Origin of the sequence: Tenacibaculum sp. E3R01, assembly GCF_003318185.1 — a bacterium.
Lineage (GTDB): Bacteria > Bacteroidota > Bacteroidia > Flavobacteriales > Flavobacteriaceae > Polaribacter > Polaribacter halocynthiae.
Genome location: NZ_QOCC01000025.1, coordinates 86,364 through 103,808 on the forward strand (window position 1 = coordinate 86,364; position 17,445 = coordinate 103,808).

At 28.9% G+C, this 17,445-nt stretch carries 16 protein-coding genes and 1 other RNA gene; 5 read left to right on the plus strand and 12 right to left on the minus strand.

What is annotated here, in order from left to right; all coding sequences use genetic code 11:
* Positions 1-8: 8 nt before the first annotated feature.
* Together DS884_RS13005 and DS884_RS13010 are read right to left on the minus strand one after the other, a co-directional pair.
* On the minus strand, positions 9-965 hold the full coding sequence (locus DS884_RS13005; protein WP_093871041.1) for a glycosyltransferase family 2 protein: 957 nt from the start codon (positions 963-965) through the stop codon (positions 9-11).
* Positions 966-1,065: 100 nt separating this feature from the next.
* Positions 1,066-1,587 (minus strand): DUF4199 domain-containing protein, encoded by a 522-nt coding sequence (locus DS884_RS13010; RefSeq protein ID WP_093871042.1) that lies wholly within the window; start codon positions 1,585-1,587, stop codon positions 1,066-1,068.
* 176 nt (positions 1,588-1,763) lie between these two features.
* On the opposite strand from DS884_RS13010, the gene ffs reads away from it, so the two are divergent.
* An RNA gene (gene ffs / locus DS884_RS13015) (signal recognition particle sRNA small type) lies at positions 1,764-1,861 on the plus strand.
* A gap of 19 nt (positions 1,862-1,880) precedes the next feature.
* Here the strand turns inward: ffs and DS884_RS13020 are convergent.
* Together DS884_RS13020 and DS884_RS13025 are read right to left on the minus strand one after the other, a co-directional pair.
* The gene (locus DS884_RS13020) at positions 1,881-2,795 is read right to left on the minus strand and encodes a tyrosine recombinase (protein WP_113787034.1); all 915 of its coding nucleotides are present in this window, start codon (positions 2,793-2,795) and stop codon (positions 1,881-1,883) included.
* A gap of 172 nt (positions 2,796-2,967) precedes the next feature.
* A complete protein-coding gene (locus DS884_RS13025; RefSeq protein WP_093871044.1) occupies positions 2,968-4,590 on the minus strand; it encodes an ABC-F family ATP-binding cassette domain-containing protein in 1,623 nt (540 codons plus the stop codon).
* A gap of 182 nt (positions 4,591-4,772) precedes the next feature.
* On the opposite strand from DS884_RS13025, the gene DS884_RS13030 reads away from it, so the two are divergent.
* Together DS884_RS13030 and DS884_RS13035 are read left to right on the plus strand one after the other, a co-directional pair.
* Positions 4,773-6,125, plus strand: coding sequence for a hypothetical protein (locus DS884_RS13030; RefSeq protein WP_113787035.1), 1,353 nt, complete (start codon positions 4,773-4,775; stop codon positions 6,123-6,125).
* Between the two features lie 123 nt (positions 6,126-6,248).
* Positions 6,249-8,054, plus strand: coding sequence for a DEAD/DEAH box helicase (locus DS884_RS13035; protein ID WP_093871046.1), 1,806 nt, complete (start codon positions 6,249-6,251; stop codon positions 8,052-8,054).
* Between the two features lie 70 nt (positions 8,055-8,124).
* Here the strand turns inward: DS884_RS13035 and DS884_RS13040 are convergent, their stop codons facing one another.
* The 6 genes from DS884_RS13040 to DS884_RS13065 all read right to left on the minus strand — a co-directional run bounded on the left by DS884_RS13040 (position 8,125) and on the right by DS884_RS13065 (position 13,918).
* Complete coding sequence (locus tag DS884_RS13040) at positions 8,125-10,422, minus strand: FdhF/YdeP family oxidoreductase (RefSeq protein WP_113787036.1); 2,298 nt, start codon at positions 10,420-10,422, stop codon at positions 8,125-8,127.
* 118 nt (positions 10,423-10,540) lie between these two features.
* Positions 10,541-11,827, minus strand: coding sequence for a hypothetical protein (locus DS884_RS13045; RefSeq protein WP_113787037.1), 1,287 nt, complete (start codon positions 11,825-11,827; stop codon positions 10,541-10,543).
* 54 nt (positions 11,828-11,881) lie between these two features.
* Complete coding sequence (locus DS884_RS13050) at positions 11,882-12,541, minus strand: pyridoxamine 5'-phosphate oxidase family protein (protein WP_113787038.1); 660 nt, start codon at positions 12,539-12,541, stop codon at positions 11,882-11,884.
* A gap of 13 nt (positions 12,542-12,554) precedes the next feature.
* Positions 12,555-13,079 carry a GNAT family N-acetyltransferase gene (locus DS884_RS13055; RefSeq protein WP_113787039.1) on the minus strand — a complete coding sequence of 175 codons (525 nt, stop codon included), beginning with the start codon at positions 13,077-13,079 and terminating at the stop codon, positions 12,555-12,557.
* A gap of 30 nt (positions 13,080-13,109) precedes the next feature.
* Positions 13,110-13,400, minus strand: coding sequence for a DUF1272 domain-containing protein (locus tag DS884_RS13060; protein WP_113787040.1), 291 nt, complete (start codon positions 13,398-13,400; stop codon positions 13,110-13,112).
* Positions 13,400-13,918, minus strand: coding sequence for a DinB family protein (locus tag DS884_RS13065; RefSeq protein WP_113787041.1), 519 nt, complete (start codon positions 13,916-13,918; stop codon positions 13,400-13,402). The genes DS884_RS13060 and DS884_RS13065 overlap by 1 nt, the downstream gene beginning before the upstream one ends.
* A gap of 113 nt (positions 13,919-14,031) precedes the next feature.
* Here DS884_RS13065 and DS884_RS13070 point away from each other — a divergent pair, with 113 nt between their 5' ends.
* Positions 14,032-15,522: a PLP-dependent aminotransferase family protein gene (locus tag DS884_RS13070; protein ID WP_113787042.1), complete on the plus strand. Its 1,491-nt coding sequence runs from the start codon at positions 14,032-14,034 to the stop codon at positions 15,520-15,522.
* On the opposite strand, the gene prmC is transcribed toward DS884_RS13070, so the two are convergent.
* Positions 15,506-16,402, minus strand: coding sequence for a peptide chain release factor N(5)-glutamine methyltransferase (gene prmC / locus DS884_RS13075; protein WP_113787043.1), 897 nt, complete (start codon positions 16,400-16,402; stop codon positions 15,506-15,508). The genes DS884_RS13070 and prmC overlap by 17 nt on opposite strands.
* 18 nt (positions 16,403-16,420) lie before the next feature.
* Positions 16,421-16,912 (minus strand): GNAT family N-acetyltransferase, encoded by a 492-nt coding sequence (locus tag DS884_RS13080; RefSeq protein ID WP_113787044.1) that lies wholly within the window; start codon positions 16,910-16,912, stop codon positions 16,421-16,423.
* Between the two features lie 51 nt (positions 16,913-16,963).
* On the opposite strand from DS884_RS13080, the gene DS884_RS13085 reads away from it, so the two are divergent.
* Positions 16,964-17,425, plus strand: a complete 462-nt coding sequence (locus DS884_RS13085; RefSeq protein ID WP_233487158.1) for an LEA type 2 family protein — start codon at positions 16,964-16,966, stop codon at positions 17,423-17,425.
* Positions 17,426-17,445: the final 20 nt, after the last annotated feature.

Sequence of the window (17,445 nt, forward strand, 5' to 3'; positions counted from 1 at the left end):
CTACAACTTTAAAGATTTAGCTGTTCTTTTATCGTATAATGTTTTTGATGTTCACCACTTTTTATAATAAGTTCACCAAGGAAACCTGCTAAAAATAATAAGGTACCTAAAACCATAGATGTTAAAGCAATATAAAACCAAGGATTACTTGTGACTAAAATTGTTTTTATACCAGCAGAAACTCTATATAATTTCATAGCTCCAATGAAAAAAGCAGATAAAAAACCAAATAAAAACATTAATGTACCCCATAGGCCAAAGAAATGCATAGGTCTTTTTCCAAATTTAGAAAGAAAAGAGATAGTAATCAAATCTAAAAAACCGTTAACAAAACGATCTATTCCAAATTTTGTAACTCCATATTTTCTTGCCTGATGTTGAACTACTTTTTCACCAATATTAGAAAAACCTTCATTTTTTGCTAAAACAGGAATGTATCGATGCATTTCACCACTAACTTTAACCGTTTTTACAACTTCATTTTTGTAAGCTTTTAGGCCACAATTAAAATCATGAAGTTTTAAGCCTGAGGTTTTACGAGCAGCCCAATTAAATAATTTTGAAGGAATGTTTTTGGTTATAATATTATCATAACGTTTCTTTTTCCAGCCAGAAACTAAATCATATTTTTCATTGGTAATTAAGTTGTATAAGCCAGGGATCTCATCAGGACTATCTTGTAAGTCAGCGTCCATTGTAATTACAACTTCACCTTGCGCGATATTAAAACCAGCGTCTAATGCTTGTGATTTTCCGTAGTTTCGTTGAAAACGAATTCCTTTAACAGATTTATTTTTTAATGATAACTCTTCAATTACTTTCCAAGATGTATCAGTACTTCCATCATCAATAAAAATAATTTCATACAAAAATTGATTGGATTGCATGGTGTTTGCAATCCAATCATGTAATTCTTGTAAAGATTCTTCTTCGTTAAGAAGTGGTATTACTACCGATATATTCATGCTTTTTAAATACAAAATTTATTAAGTTGTAAAGTTACAAAGTAAGTAGCAATTTATTACTCACAATAACTGTTAATTTGTATTTAAAAATTAACAAGTATTAATATTCGTTTTCTTCTGTTTTTTTCATTATAGCTCCTGCGATTGCAGAAATTATAAATCCAAGAACAGCTGAACCTATGATTCCCATAGCTGCACCAATTAAAGGAGAACTAAGTTTTTGACTCATTTCATTCGCAGCTTCAATTTGTTCCTCAGACATTCCTCCGTCTAACATTTTTTGATTTTGAACTTCCATCATTTGAGTCATAAAATCAGGTTCAATAAAAGAAACAAAAATATAGTTATAAATAACACTTACTAATGCTGCTAATACAGTTATACCAACACCGATCTTTACAGACTGTCCCCATGTAATTAGGTCGTTGTTGATAGCTCTATATTTTTTTATTCCTAAAACAATTAATGTAATGGTTATAAGCATAGAAACTATAGATAGTGACCAGTGTGGATTTAAATGTTTTCCTAAGGCATACATAGTTAAACTTAATAAAACACTAGATGCTCCTAGAATTAAACCATTGTTGATGATAATACTTTTACTGTTTGCTTGATTTTCCATTGTGTGAATTTAGTTAGTTATACAAATATATTATTTTCTTATACACTTTAATACTATGTGTTTTAAAAGTAAAAAAGTATAGTAACAATTCATTAGTATTCAAAACCTTAGAAATGTTACATAAATTTTATGCAAATTTTATTATTTTTTATAAAAAAAAGGATGTAGATTTGCCTCGGCAAGTCCTACACAACTAGCTCCCTTTGAATCCCCCAGGGCGGGAACGCAGCAAGGGTATTAGGTTGAGCAGTGTGATGTAGGTAGCTTGCCTTTTTTTATGCTCTTATTTTTCCTTACTCTTTAGTATTTAAATTACTTCTTGGATGATGTAAGGTAACCACTTCTTTTAGATATTCTCTATCGACATGTACATAAATTTCTGTAGTAGTAATACTTTCATGCCCCAATAGTTGTTGTATAACTCTTAAATCTGCTCCATTTTGTAGTAAATAAGTAGCAAATGAATGGCGTAAGGTGTGTGGGCCTATTTTCTTTTTAAGGTTTATTTTAGTAGCTAAATTTTTTAAAATTATAAATATCATTTGACGAGTTAATCGTTTTCCACGTCTGTTTAAAAAAATGATGTCCTCATCTTCTTTTTTAGGGAGTATGCTTGAACGTATTTCATTGATGTAAAGTTCTATTCTTTTTATAGTAGTATTATGTATAGGTACAAAACGATATTTATTACCTTTTCCTAAAATTCTAATGTAATTTTCTTCAAAAAATAAATCCGACAATTGTAAATTAATAACTTCACTAACACGAAGACCACAACTATAAATTGTTTCAATTATAGTTTTATTTCGTTCTCCTTGAGGATGACTTAAATCTATAGCAGAAATTAAAGAATCTACTTCATCTTTTGAAATAGTGTCGGGAAGCTTTCTCCCTATGTTGGGGCTTTCAATTAAATCAGTAGGATTGTCTTTTCTATAATCTTCAAAAACTAAATAATCAAAAAAACCTCTAAGGCTTGATATTAATCTAGCCTGACTTCTAGCATTTATAGTTTTACTAACATCATAAATAAATTCTTTGATTATGTTAGAAGAAATGTAAATAGGGGAGTAGTGTTCTTTTAATAAGTCAATAAATAAAATAAGTTTTTTTATATCTCTTTGATAACTTTCAATGGAGTTTTTAGCTAAACCACGTTCAATTTTTAGGTAACTTACATAATCTGATAAAGCTTGTTGCCAATTCATTAATCTGTATTAATTTTATGGAAAGATAGTAGAAATATTAAATATAAATATATCAACAATAATTAGAAATAAGAAAAGATAGTGTGTTGAAAATAAAAAAAACTCCCTACAGTTTAATTGTAAGGAGAAGTTTCTATATATATTTAAGAGCTTATTTATGTATTCTACAAGTTTAAGAATACATTTTAGTTCTTAGTTCTTTTACTTTTGGATCACTTAAGTATTCATCAAAAGTAGCGTATTTATCAATAACCCCTTTTGGTGTTATTTCTATAATTCTGTTAGCTACTGTTTGTGCAAACTCATGATCATGTGTTGTAAACAATATTGTTCCTTTGAAGTTTATTAATGAATTGTTTAATGATTGTATAGATTCTAAATCGAGGTGATTTGTTGGTTCGTCAACTAGTAAAATATTCGCTCTAGTCATCATCATTCTAGATAACATGCAACGTACTTTTTCACCTCCAGATAGAACATTGCTTTTCTTTAAGGCTTCTTCACCAGAGAAAATCATTTTCCCTAAAAAACCTCTTAAAAAAACTTCTTCTCTTTCTTCTTCAGTTTTTGCATATTGACGTAACCAGTCAACTAAATTTAATTCACCATTTTGAAAAAATGCAGAGTTATCAGAAGGAAGATATGATTGTGTGGTAGTAACTCCCCAGCTACATTTACCATTATCAGCCTTATCATTATCTGTGATGGCTTGATAGAATGCAGTTGTTGCTTTAGAGTTTTTAGATATTATAGCTACTTTGTCACCTCTATTTAAGTTAATATCTATATTGGAAAATAATAATTCTCCTTCAGCATCAGTTTTAGAAAGTCCTTCTATATTTAAAATTTGATCTCCAGCCTCTCTGTCTCTTTCAAAAATAATGGCAGGATATCGACGACTTGAAGGTTTAATATCTTCTACATTAAGTTTTTCAATCATCTTTTTACGAGAAGTAGCTTGTTTTGATTTAGCTACGTTTGCAGAAAAACGACGAATAAACTCCTCTAACTCTTTCTTTTTATCTTCAGCCTTTTTGTTTTGTTGTGCTCTTTGCTTAGCCGCTAATTGACTAGATTCATACCAGAAAGTATAATTACCAGAGAAATGATTAATTTTTGAAAAATCAATATCTGAAATGTGCGTACATACAGCATCTAAAAAGTGACGGTCATGCGACACAACAATAACTGTATTGTCATAATTCGCTAAGAAGTTTTCTAACCAAGAAATAGTTTCAAAATCTAAATCATTGGTAGGCTCATCCATTATCAATACATCAGGACTACCAAATAAAGCTTGTGCTAATAACACACGTACTTTTTGTTTACCATCTAAATCTTTCATTAAAGAATAATGGTATTCTTCTTTAATACCTAAGTTAGATAGCATTGAAGCTGCATCAGAATCTGCATTCCAACCATTCATTTCTTCAAATTTTACTTGAAGTTCACCTATTTTCTCAGCATTTTCATCAGTATAATCGGCATATAATGCATCAATTTCCTTTTTTATGGCAAATAAGTCTTTATTTCCCATAATAACAGCTTCTAAAACTGGTACTTCATCAAAGGCGTAATGGTTTTGAGAAAGAACAGACATTCTTTTTCCTGCTTCTAGATGAACTTGCCCTGAAGTAGGATCTAAATCTCCAGATAAAATCTTCAAAAAAGTAGATTTTCCTGCTCCATTTGCTCCAATAATACCATAACAATTACCTTGAGTAAATTTTGTATTTACCTCATCAAATAAAATTCTTTTACCAAACTGAACTGATAAATTAGAAACTGATAACATTTATAAAATTTTAAATTCCGGTGCAAAAGTATAAAATATAAAGAGTTTAAAAGAATTTGGATAGAAAATTTTAAGATTATAAATTTGGAAAATTTTAAATTCTTTTAACAACGAATTAACAAGGTTATTCTTAATTGATATTTATTTTTGGATGTTGCTTTAATGCATACACATAAAACAGTATGACAAAATATTTAATTCCCTTCTTACTTTTAACAACAATTATTGGTTGTAATACTCCAAATAAAACTAAGTACACTTATTTTGGAGGTAAAATTATAAATCCAAAAGGTTGTTATGTTATTTTATCTGATCACAAAAACTTTAGAGATACCATTATGCTTTCTAAAGACAATACTTTTATGGGTAAGTATGAAAATTTTAAAGAAGGATTATATATTTTTGATCATGGACCTGAATATCAATATGTGTATATTCAACCTTCTGATAGTTTACTTTTTAGATTGAATACATGGGATTTTGATGAATCTTTAGTTTTTAGTGGTAAAAACGCTGAAAGAAATAATCTTTTAATAGAAACTTTTTTGAAACATGAAGAAGATAAAAGAAGGTTATTTGATAACAAAAAACTTGAGAAATTAAAGTTTATTTCAAAAATTGATTCTTTATTACTAAGTAAACAAAGTATTCTAAAAAAATATAAAAAAGAGCATAGCGAAGAACCTTTAGAATTTTTAGATATATTAAATATATCATTAACATATCCTGTTTATTCAAATTTAGAAACATATTCAATAGATAATATTGAAAATGAAGAGCCATTAGATAGTAATTATTTTAGCTATAGAGATAAAATAGAATTAGGTAGAGATTCTTTAATGTTTTATGGTCCTTATTACAGGTATGTAATTAACAAAATTTATAATGAAGCTTATTTAAAAGGTTCAGATGAGAAATCTCAAATCTTTGTAAAAAGTCTATTAAATAATATTAATGAGGAACTAACTGATGAGAAAATAAAAGATAGATTTTTATATAGTACTGTAGTTTATCATTTTAATAAAAGAACTAAAAGTAATTCATATAAAGATGTATTTCATAGATACTTTGAATTAAGTAGAGATATAGAAAATAAGAAAAAAATTCAACGTCTTATTAATGATATCAAACAGATAAAAATTGATAAAAGAATTCCAGATTTTAAATTAGAGGCTCCAACAGGTAACTGGGTAGATGTTTCAAAAATTATAAGAAATAAAAAAACGGTTATTTTCTTTAAAAGCCAAAAAGTTAATTCACGTGAAAGAATAGCGTCAAGAGTTAATTATTTTATTAAAAAATATCCAGAAATTAATTTTATACTAGTTAATTCTAGAGTTAAAGGTAAATTTACAAAGAATGTACCTATTAGGTATCAATATAAGATACCTGAAAATAGTAAAGCTTTTAATTTCTTAACTAGTGAGTTTTCTCGTTTAGTAATAGTAGATGAAAATGGAATTGTAAAGAATGATTACACAAGTACTTCTGCTTATGATATAGAGCAACAATTTAAAGAATTACAAAAAAAATAACTCTCTGCACCTTATATTAATAAATTAGCGTACTTTTGCGCCGTCCAAAATCTCACTACAGAGATAATTAAAAATAAAAAGAATTCATAGGTGGGCATCTGTGGGTTCGTTTAAATTCACAGTATGTCAACATTTTTAGAATTAGGCTTGAAAGAGCCTATAAGCAAAGCATTAATTGATTTAGGGTATGAAACGCCAACCGTAATTCAACAAAAAGCAATTCCACAAATAATAGGATCTGACCAAGATTTAAAAGCTTTTGCTCAAACAGGAACTGGTAAAACAGCAGCGTTTAGCTTACCTATTATTGAGTTAATTAACGAGAAAGATAATAATACTCAAGCTATTATTTTATCACCAACTAGAGAATTAGCTGTACAAATTGGTAAAAACATTGAAAGTTTTTCAAAATATATACCTGAATTAAAGGTAGCAACAGTATATGGTGGTGCTAACATAGATCAACAAATAAAGCAACTTAAAAGAGGTGCCCAAATAGTTATTGGAACTCCTGGTAGAACGGTAGATTTAATAAAAAGAAGAGCATTAAAGTTAGGTAATGTTAAGTGGTTAGTTTTAGATGAAGCTGATGAAATGCTTAATATGGGCTTTAAAGATGAGTTAGATAAGGTATTAGAAGCTACCCCTGAAACAAAACAAACATTATTGTTTTCTGCAACTTTTCCAAGAGAAGTTGAAGCAATTGCTAGGAATTATATGAGCAATCCTGCTGAGATTACTTCTGGACAGAAAAATCAAGGGTCAGAAAATGTAAGCCATGAATATTATTTGGTAACGGAAAGAACACGTTATCCTGCACTTAAAAGAGTGGCAGATGTAAACCCTAATATTTATGCGATTGTATTTTGTAGAACACGTAGGGAAACTCAAGAAGTAGCTGACTTTTTAATTAGAGATGGTTATAGTGCTGATGCATTGCATGGTGATTTATCACAAGCACAACGTGATAGCGTTATGGAAAAATTTCGTAAGAAAAATATTCAAATGTTAGTAGCTACTGATGTTGCTGCACGTGGTTTAGATGTTGATAGTCTTACACATGTTATTAACCATAAGTTACCTGACCAAATTGAAAATTACAACCATAGAAGTGGTAGAACAGGTAGAGCAGGAAATAAAGGAATTTCTATTGCTTTAGTAACTAAGAAAGAACGTGGACGTTTAAATCCAATAGAAAGAATTTTAAAGAAAAAATTTGTTCATACACCTGTACCTACTGGGAAAGAGATATGTGAGAAACAATTATTTCATTTAATAGATAAAGTAGAGAATACTGAAGTAAAAGAAAATGAAATAGCAAGTTTTTTACCAAGTATTTATGAAAAATTAGAAAATTTAACTAGAGAAGAATTAATTCAAAAGTTTGTTTCTATAGAGTTTAATAGCTTTTTATCATACTATGAGAAGGCACCAGATTTAAACGATTTATCTTCAAGAGATAATTCTAGAGGAAGATCAGTAAATGAAGATATGACTCGTTTCTTCATTAATTTAGGAAGAAAAGATCGTTTAAATCCAGCAAAGTTAATAGGACTTATTAATGAGCAAAACATATCAGATAAAGTTGAGATAGGAGCTATCGATATTTTAGATACTTTTTCATTTTTTGAAATAGATAAAAACTTTGAAAGCGAAACTCTTGCTTCTTTTGAAAAGAATAGACCAGATTTTGAAGGACGTACTGTAAATATAGAAATCACTAAGAGTGATAGAGGTGGTGGAAGTAGAGGTAGAGGTCGTAGCCGTGGTAATAATAGCGGTGGTGGATTTAGAGGTAAGCGAAGAAGTAGTAATGATTCAGGAAGCTCATCTAACAAGAGTTTTGGAAGAAGAAGAAGCAGTGGTGGTGGAGATTCATCTCCTAGAAAATCAAATTCTGGTTTTGGTAGAAAACGAAGAAGAGATTAAATAAAATCATTTACAATAAAAAAACACTATAGTAACTATAGTGTTTTTTTATTACCTAAATATTAAGTTTTTAGCTTACTTTTTGTAATGTTATAATTATCGTTTTTGAAGTAGGTGTGTGACTAATATCAGCTTTACTTTTTATTGGAACTAGAACGTTTGCTTCAGGAAAATAAGTAGCTGTACATTGATTAGGAATACTATATGGAATTACTAAAAAACCTTTCGCATGTCTTTCTTGTCCCTGAAAATGACTTGTTAAATCAACTTTGTCTAATTTTTGTACTCCAATCTTTTTCATGTCATTTGGATTCATGAAAATAACACGACGTTCATTTAATACACCTCTATATCTATCATCTAAACCATATATAGTAGTGTTATATTGATCATGAGTACGTATTGTCATCATAATAAATTGATCATCTTCTAGCTTAATTTCAGATGGTTTATTAGTGGTGAAATTTGCTTTTTTAGTTTTATTGGGTTTAAAATCATTGTCACGTGCATTATTAGGTAAATAAAAACCACCTTTAATACGAACACGTTCATTATAGTTATCAAAACCATTTATAGTAGCTTCAATTTTATCTCTTATGAAATCATAATTAGTAATTAATTCACTCCAGTTTACTTTGGAGTTTTTTAAAGTAGCATTTGCTAGTCCTGCAACAATTGCAGGTTCACTAAGCAGGTGTTTTGATAAAGGATTTAAATGTCCTTGTGATTGATGTACAACTCCCATAGAGTTTTCTACAGTTACGAATTGATCTCCTGATTGTTGATTATCTTTTTCTGAACGACCTAGACAAGGAAGGATAAGTGCTTGCCTTCCATGTATTAAGTGACTCCTATTTAGTTTTGTAGAAACATGAACTGTTAAATCACAATTTTGCAATGCTTTGGCAGTAAATTCAGTATCTGGAGTAGCAGAAATAAAATTACCCCCCATTCCTATAAAAACTTTAGCCTCTTTTTTGTGCATTGCTTCAATAGCAGCTACAACATCATGGCCATGTTTTCTAGGAGCATTAAAAGAAAATTCTTTCTCTAATTTATTTAAAAAACCTTCTTTAGGTTTTTCCCATATTCCCATTGTACGGTCTCCTTGAACATTTGAGTGACCTCTAACAGGGCAAGTACCTGCTCCTTTTTTTCCAATACTTCCTTTTAATAATAAAAGGTTTACAACTTCACGAATATTATCAACAGAGTTTTTATGTTGAGTTAACCCCATAGCCCAGCAAATAATTATTTTGTCATTGTTAATGATTAATTCACTAGCATCTTTAATTTGTTTTAAAGTAAGTCCTGTTTGTGGTAATAAACTCTCTATTGAGTAATTGTCTAAATCCTCTAAAAACTCATCAATACCTGATGTTTTTTCTTTTATAAATTTATGATTGAATACAGAATTAGGTTGCTCTAATTCTTTTTCTTTCATTATTTTTAATATTATTTTTAATAAAGCAACATCACCATTTATCTTAACCTGTAAAAATAAGTCAGTTAAATCCTGACCTTTACCAATCCACTTTAAAGGATTTTGTGGATCTTTATAGTTAAGTAATCCCACTTCTGGTAGTGGATTTACTGTAATTATTTTACCTCCATTTTTTTTAGTCTCGCTAAGTGCGGTTAACATCCTAGGATGATTTGTTCCAGGGTTTTGACCCATTACAATTACTAAATCAGCATGATTAAAATCATCTAAAGTAACTGACCCTTTACCAATACCAAGAGTTTCAGAAAGTGCAGCACCACTACTTTCATGACACATATTTGAGCAATCTGGTAAATTATTTGTTCCGAATTGGCGTACGAAAAGTTGATAAAGAAAAGCAGCTTCGTTACTAGTTCTACCTGAGGTATAAAAAATTGCCTCATCTGGAGATTTTAGATTGTTCAATTCTTTCCCAACTAAACTAAAAGCATCGTTCCAAGATATTTCTTCATAATAATCAGCCCCTTCTTTTAAAATCATAGGGTGAGTTATTCTACCACTTTTACCGATTTCATAATCGGATAACTTAGAAAGTTCTTGAATTGAGTGTGTAGAAAAAAACATTGGAGAAACTCTATTTTTAGTTGCTTCTTCAGCAATTGCTTTCGCACCATTTTCACAATATTCAGCTAAAAAGGCGCGTTTTTCATCTGGATCAGGCCAGGCACAACCCGGACAATCAAATCCATCTTTTTGATTTATTTTAGACAGTAACCCAATTCCTTTTATCAATCCAACTTCTTCAGTAACATGGGTTAAAGCTGATGCAATTGCTTTAGCTCCTACCGCAGATGAAGGGATGTTGGTTAGTTTAATTCCAGTTAATTCTTCAGGAGGTTGAGCATGAATTTTTTTAGTACTCATAGGTTTAAGGTCTGCATTTTTTTTCTTAGTAAGTCAAAGATACTGAAAACTTACTTGATATAATTAATATAAAAATTTCAATAAACTGAAATTGAAAACAACGGATTATGGTATGTACTTAATTAGTTCCTTTTACGTTTCCCATACTTAAAATTCTATTCTTTCCGAAAGTATGACTTGTTGGGAGTAAAGTTCCACTATTAGTAGTTATCCAGTTGTCCCATGTTGCATCAACTCCGTTCATTTTCATGCTAGGAACATACATTTTATAGCTTTTAGGAACATAATTAGAATCTAAAATCCAAAGATAAGAGTCACCAGGTGTTGTTCCACCAGTTGTGTATTTTACTAATAAAGCATCTTTACTATTTATTTTTTTAATGGTTCTAATAATTCCATCTTCAAATAGTTTATGAGGGGCTATCAACCAAAAACTATCATTATTAAAAAGATCATTCGCTTTTTGAATGATTTTAAAATTAGGGTTTTTCTGTAAAACATCATTATAAGAAACGGTACTTTTATTTAATTTATTTGGATATAAATTTACTTGAATTGTATCCCAACTAACATAAACATTATGTTGTTCTTTATTCCATTTATAATGTCTTTTTCCTGCAAAACTCCACTCTAATTTTTTTGTTTTTATATAAGCTTTATGATTTATTGCTTTTAATACCTTTTTGGCTAATATGTTTGCTTTGTAATTGTAAGCTTTAACTTTTCCCATGTTTAATTCAACGCCAAATAAAGAAAGTTTGTGTTTGGTAGGTAGCTGTATACCAGCTTCAGTTTTTTTCCAATCAGACCAAGTTGCTGAAACACCGCCAATAGGAATAATACTTGTCCACATTTTATAAGATATAGGGTAGTAGTTATCATCTAGTATCCATAAATAAGAATCTCCTGGAGTCGATCCACCGGAAGTGTAAGTAATTAAAAGAGCATCTTTATTATTATGTTTAACGATACTTCTTTTTGTGCCTTTATCAAAAATTTTATAAGGAGCAACTAACCAAAAAGAATCATTATTAAAAAAACTATGTGCTTGTTGAAATATTTTTGGGTCTGGATTTTTTATTTTTACTTTTTCTTTATTAAACAGTATATTTTTTTGTGGTTGATTAGGAAATAAGTGTACGATATAATTATCCCATTCAATAATTACATATCCTTCTCTTTTCATCCACTTATAAAAGTGTTTTCCTCTAAAGCTCCATTCTATTACTTCAGTATTTTCAAAAGCCTCATGATGTAATGAATTAATTACTTTTATTGCTAAAGCATCAGCTTCTTTTCCTTCCTTTCCTTTAGGAAGTGGCTCATTATTTATAAAATAAAAAACACCAATAGCTAAAACAAAAAATAATAAAATAATTCCTATAAACTTAAAAAGCTTCTTCATTTTTATGATAGTTAAAAAATCAGAAGCTAAAATATTAATTTTTAAAGAAAGAAGCTATTTGTTCGCTTCATAATAATCTATTATATGTTTAGGTATTTCCATGTTTTCAGGTTTACCTTTATCAGGAATCGGGTATTCAGCAATTTGTTTTATAGGAACAATTCCTGCCCATATAGGTAATTCGTAATCTTCAGGTTCATCTGCAACACCAACATCTCTTACTTTAGCTGAAGCTGTTTCAATAGTCATTTCTACAACTAATGTTCTGTCTAATTCTTTTTGATACATTGGCCTTAAAGAATCCCAATGGTTTGGTACCATTTGATTAACTATCCATTCTAGTATATCAGTTTTATCTGAGTCTTTTTCAATTTTTTTTAAGCTTCCAAAAAGAGTTACAGATCTGTAATTTACTGAATGATGAAGCCCTGAACGGGCTAATACCAAACCGTCTAAATGCACTACTGTTATTGATGTTTCTTCACTTTCTAAAATTGATAAAAGCATTCTGTTGGCTGTAGAACCATGGATGTAAACTTTATCTTTCTTTCTACAATATGCCATTGGGATAGTAATAGGTTTACCATCATATATGTAACCTACATAACATAAAAAACCTGCATCTAAAATAGTATTGATTTTTTCAACATCATAAATAGCTCTATTGGCACCTCTTTTTACCCTGTTTAGTTTTGATTTTGTATATTCATTCATCAGTTTAGTTGTTTTAAATATGCTCTATTTTTTTTGAAAAAACTGTATTTTCATATTCAGTTTCATCTACTTTAAATTGTAAACTTCCAATTTTTTTGAAATTGTTTTTTAGATAAAATTGTATGGCTCTATTGTTTTTTATGTAAACAGAAAGCCAAATACAGTCAAAATTTAAAGAGATAGCTTTGTTTATAAGAATATCATATAATTGCTGACCAATTTTTAATGGTAGAAACTCATTAAGAATATAAATTCGTTCCAGTCGACATGAATTTTCAGGTGTTTCATTATTAAAAGTAGCTCTTAAAACTAGTTTAGCATATCCAACGGGTAAATTGTTTACATAGACTAGGTAGAATAGATTATTAGTGTCACTTAAAGATTCTTTTATTTTTTTTAAGGAAAAAGCCTCATTGTTATAATTTAACAGGTGTTTTTTATTGTCAATGTATTCTCCATGAGATTCAGAATAAGTAATTCTACCTAATAGGGCAAGAATTTCAGCATCAGAGGTAGTTGCTATTCTAATGGTAATCATAATTTTTAAGTTTATTGTTTTAGTAAAAAATCACCTTTTTATTGGTAGAATATTTTTGTAAGCTTCTGTGTTTTGTTTTGTTAAGTTTTTATTTTTTGGGATAAAAATTCGTTCTTTTGATACGGGATATTTTTTTAAATGAAAAGAAGGTCTAATTGGACGTTGAATAAAGTTGCCACTACAACTAGGACATACATTTTCAAAAAGTTCTAAAGCGCATTCTTTACAGTAAGTGCATTCAAATGAGCATATCATTGCTTCTTCAGAATTATAGGGCAAATTTTTATTGCAATGTTCACAATTAGGTCTAATCTCTAACATTATAAGTACCTTTCTTTGATTACTTCTATATGCCAAACACTATGGCCTAATAATATAAAAGCACAAGCTCTAGCTGATATAGTTGAATCACTAGCTGTACCTATGTTTTTTAAATTTTCATCAGAAATACTTTCAATTAAGTTTATAGAATAAGAACGAGTACTATTAAATTCATTAATTAACTCTTCTAAAGACTTGTTGTTAGCCATAGAGGGATCAATGTATATATCTTGATCAAAACCAGCTAAAGCCGTTTTGTCATTTCTACTGATTCGAAGAAAGCGGTAAATAAATATTCTTTCAGTATCAATAATATGTTGAAGTAATTCTTTGATTGTCCATTTTTCAGGCTGGTATCGATATTCAAGTTTGTTTTCAGGAACTGATGAGAAAAAGTCAACAACCATTTTTCTATCATCTTCAAAGCCTTTTATTAAGCTAGTGTCTTTTGATACTTTATTTATATATCTTGAATAATATTCATTATATTCTGCTTGTTGTAAATCTTGTACTGTCATATCTTCCTTTTAATGGCTTAGTTAATGTAATGATGTGTTTGTTTTGTATAATCAAAAGTATTACATTTATGGACTATAATATTAGTCCAGAATTAAAATAATTAATAGTCCAGATGTTTCCTTATAAAACTAGCTTTAAATTTGATAAAAGTTGTAACCAACCTATTTATTTACAATTAGCAAATCAATTAATTGCATTTATAAAAAGTGGAGTATTACCAGCAAATACTAAATTATTAGGAACAAGAACTTTAGCGGAATTGTTAAAAGTACATAGAAAGACTATTGTAGCTTGTTATGAAGAACTTGATTTGCAAGGTTGGGTAGAGTCAATTCCTAAAAAAGGAACATTTGTTAAGGCAGATTTACCATTATTACAACTTCGTGTATTTGATAAAACTACGAGTAACAATAAAAACACAGTTAGCGGGTTTTCGTTTTATAAAAATGAGTTGTTAAGTGTTAAAACAAATCAAAAAGAAAAAGAAAAAATATACCTAAATGATGGTGTTTCAGATAGCAGGCTTACACCAACAGTTGAGCTAGCTAGAGTTTATAGAAAAATAGCAGGGAAGAAAGATGTTTTTGAACATTTATCGTATGGTTCTACGTATGGAAATGATAGATTAAGAGAAGTTTTAGTTACTTATTTGAATGAAACAAGAGGTTTACAAATAACAAAAAACAATATATTAATAACTAGAGGAAGTCAAATGGGAATATGGCTTAGTACACAGTTATTATTAAAAAAAGAGGATGTAATTGTTGTTGGTGCAACGAATTATTCATCGGCAGATACTACTTTTTTGCAACATGAAGCAACATTAGTTCGTATTCGGGTTGATAATGATGGTTTGTGTATTACTGAGCTAGAAGAAATATGTAAAAAGAAAAAAATTAAGGCTGTGTATGTAACTTCTCATCATCATCATCCTACTACAGTAACCTTATCTGCTGAAAGAAGAATTCATTTATTGAATTTAGCAAAACAACATCAATTTGCAATCATTGAAGATGATTATGATTATGACTTTAATTATAATCATGCACCAATTTTACCATTGGCAAGTCATGACATTCATGGAAACGTAATATACATCGGATCTATTTGTAAAACAGTAGCGCCAGTTTTCAGGATAGGTTACTTGATAGCTTCTAAAGAGTTTGTAGATGAAGCATCTAGTTGTAGAAGATATATAGATAGGCAAGGAGATGCTTTATTAGAGTTGACTTTTGCGGATTTTATAAAATCGGGAGATTTAGATAGACATATTAGAAAGGTTTTGAAAATATATAAACAGCGTAGAGATTTGTTTTGTAAATTATTAAAAGAAAAACTTTCAGAATTTTTAGAATTTGATATTCCAAAAGGAGGAATGGCTATTTGGGTTGTTTTAAATAAAAAGTACTCTTGGAAGGTAGTTGAAGAGAAGGCTTTGAAGTATAATTTAATAATTGGAGATTGGAAACGATATGATCTTGGAAATAACAATCATAATTCATTGCGAATAGGTTTTGCTAGTTATAACGAAGTAGAAATTTATGACTTAATAAGTTGTTTAGAGAAAGTAATGAAAAAAGTAAAAGCTATAAGTTTGCTTTAATCATTCTATTGTTTCCAAACAAATCTTTACGAAGTTCAATGTTTTTAAATCCTTTTTGATGAAGCATTCCAACAGTTTGGCTTCCTAAATATTGATTTATTTCAAAGAAAAGAAAACCGTCAGAAGAAAGATGTTTTTTTGCTAAATCGGCTATTTTAGTATAAAAAATTAAAGGATTGTCATCTTCAACAAATAAGGCTAAATGAGGTTCATTTTGTAAAACATTATTTTTAATTTCTATTTTTTCTAAGTTCCTTACATATGGGGGATTAGAAACAATAATGTCAAACTTAATGATTTCATCAGATGTTGTTTTTTTCGTAAAAACATTTAAAGAATCTGCTTTTAATATATCTAAATTTAAAAATTGGACAAGAGAATTATTTAAATCTGAATTATGCTTAGCTATTTTTAAAGCTTCTTCAGAAACATCAATAGCACAAATCGTAGAATTATCAATATTAACTTTTAAACTTATAGGGATGCATCCCGAACCTGTACCGATATCTAGGATAGATAAAGATTTTGTTTGATTATTTGTTCTGATTTCTTTTACTTCAGAAATAATCCACTCAACTAACTCTTCTGTTTCTGGACGAGGAATTAATGTGTGTCTATTTACATGAAAAGGTAATCCATAAAACTCAGTTTTACCTAAAATATATTGTATGGGTTCTTCTTTTTTTAATCGTGCTAAAGCTTTATTTAAAAGAGTTTCATTTTCAGAAGAAATTTCAAAATTAGGCTGTAAAGTAATATCTATACGTTGTAAATTTAAATACTCTTCTATTAAATAAAAGAAAAAGGTATCTATTTCAGTTTGTGGATAAACTGGTGATAGTTGATAAATGAAATTATTTTTAAACTCTTTAATTGTCATTGTATAAAGTCTTCAGTTTTATAATTCTTTAATCATCCATACATTGCAGGAAAAATGTCCAGTATCTCCCATAGGTTTATCTAAGTTAACAAAACCATTTTTTTTATATAAAGCTCTAGCAGCATCCATATAGGGCATAGTTTCTAAATAGCAGTGTTTAAAGCCTTGTTTTTTGGCTTCTTTTAAAGAAAAATCAATAAGCTTACTTCCAAGTCCTTTTCCTCTAGCTATAGGTAAAAAATACATCTTTTGAAACTCACAAACATTACCTTCAAAATTGTCGAGTTTAGAAAAACCAGCACCTCCAACTATTTTATTTTTGTGTTCAATAATATAATAACCAGCATTCTCTTCTTGATAAGTTTCATACATTTCATCAGTAGCACTGTCTTCATAAGCAGTACCAACTTTAGGTACACCAAACTCAATTAAAACATTACGAATAACGGTAGCAATTTGCTTATTATCCTCAGGTTTAATTTCTCTTATAATAAAATCAGATGGTATCATAGGAATGTAGTATTTTTGTACGTACAAAATTACTTAAAATTAAATACAAAAATGATGAAAAGATTCACCTATTTTTCAATACTATTTTTATTTATAACAAGTTGTTCTGTTAAAAAGAAACCAATTTTTTTAAAATTAGATGATATTAAAATTGTGTCTTTTAAAATGGATACCATTCGTTTAAAAGCCATGGCATATTTTAAAAATGAAAATGATATTGGAGGTAAGATTTCTACAGACAAAGTAAAGGTAATTATTAACGGAAGTGAAGTAGCTGAAGTATTTTCTGAACAATTTAAAGTACCAGCAAATAAAGAGTTTTCTATTCCTTTAAAAGTTATAATTCCATCAAAAAAAGTATTTGAAAATAATAAAGGAGGCATTTTAGGTGGAATTCTAAATTCAGTATTAAATAAAAGCTTAGATGTTACTTTTAAAGGAAACATAAAGTATAAAGTACTAGGGTTTTCTAGTACGTATCCAATTGATAAAACAGAGAAAATAAAATTTTAGATTATTTTGAATCACGAAAA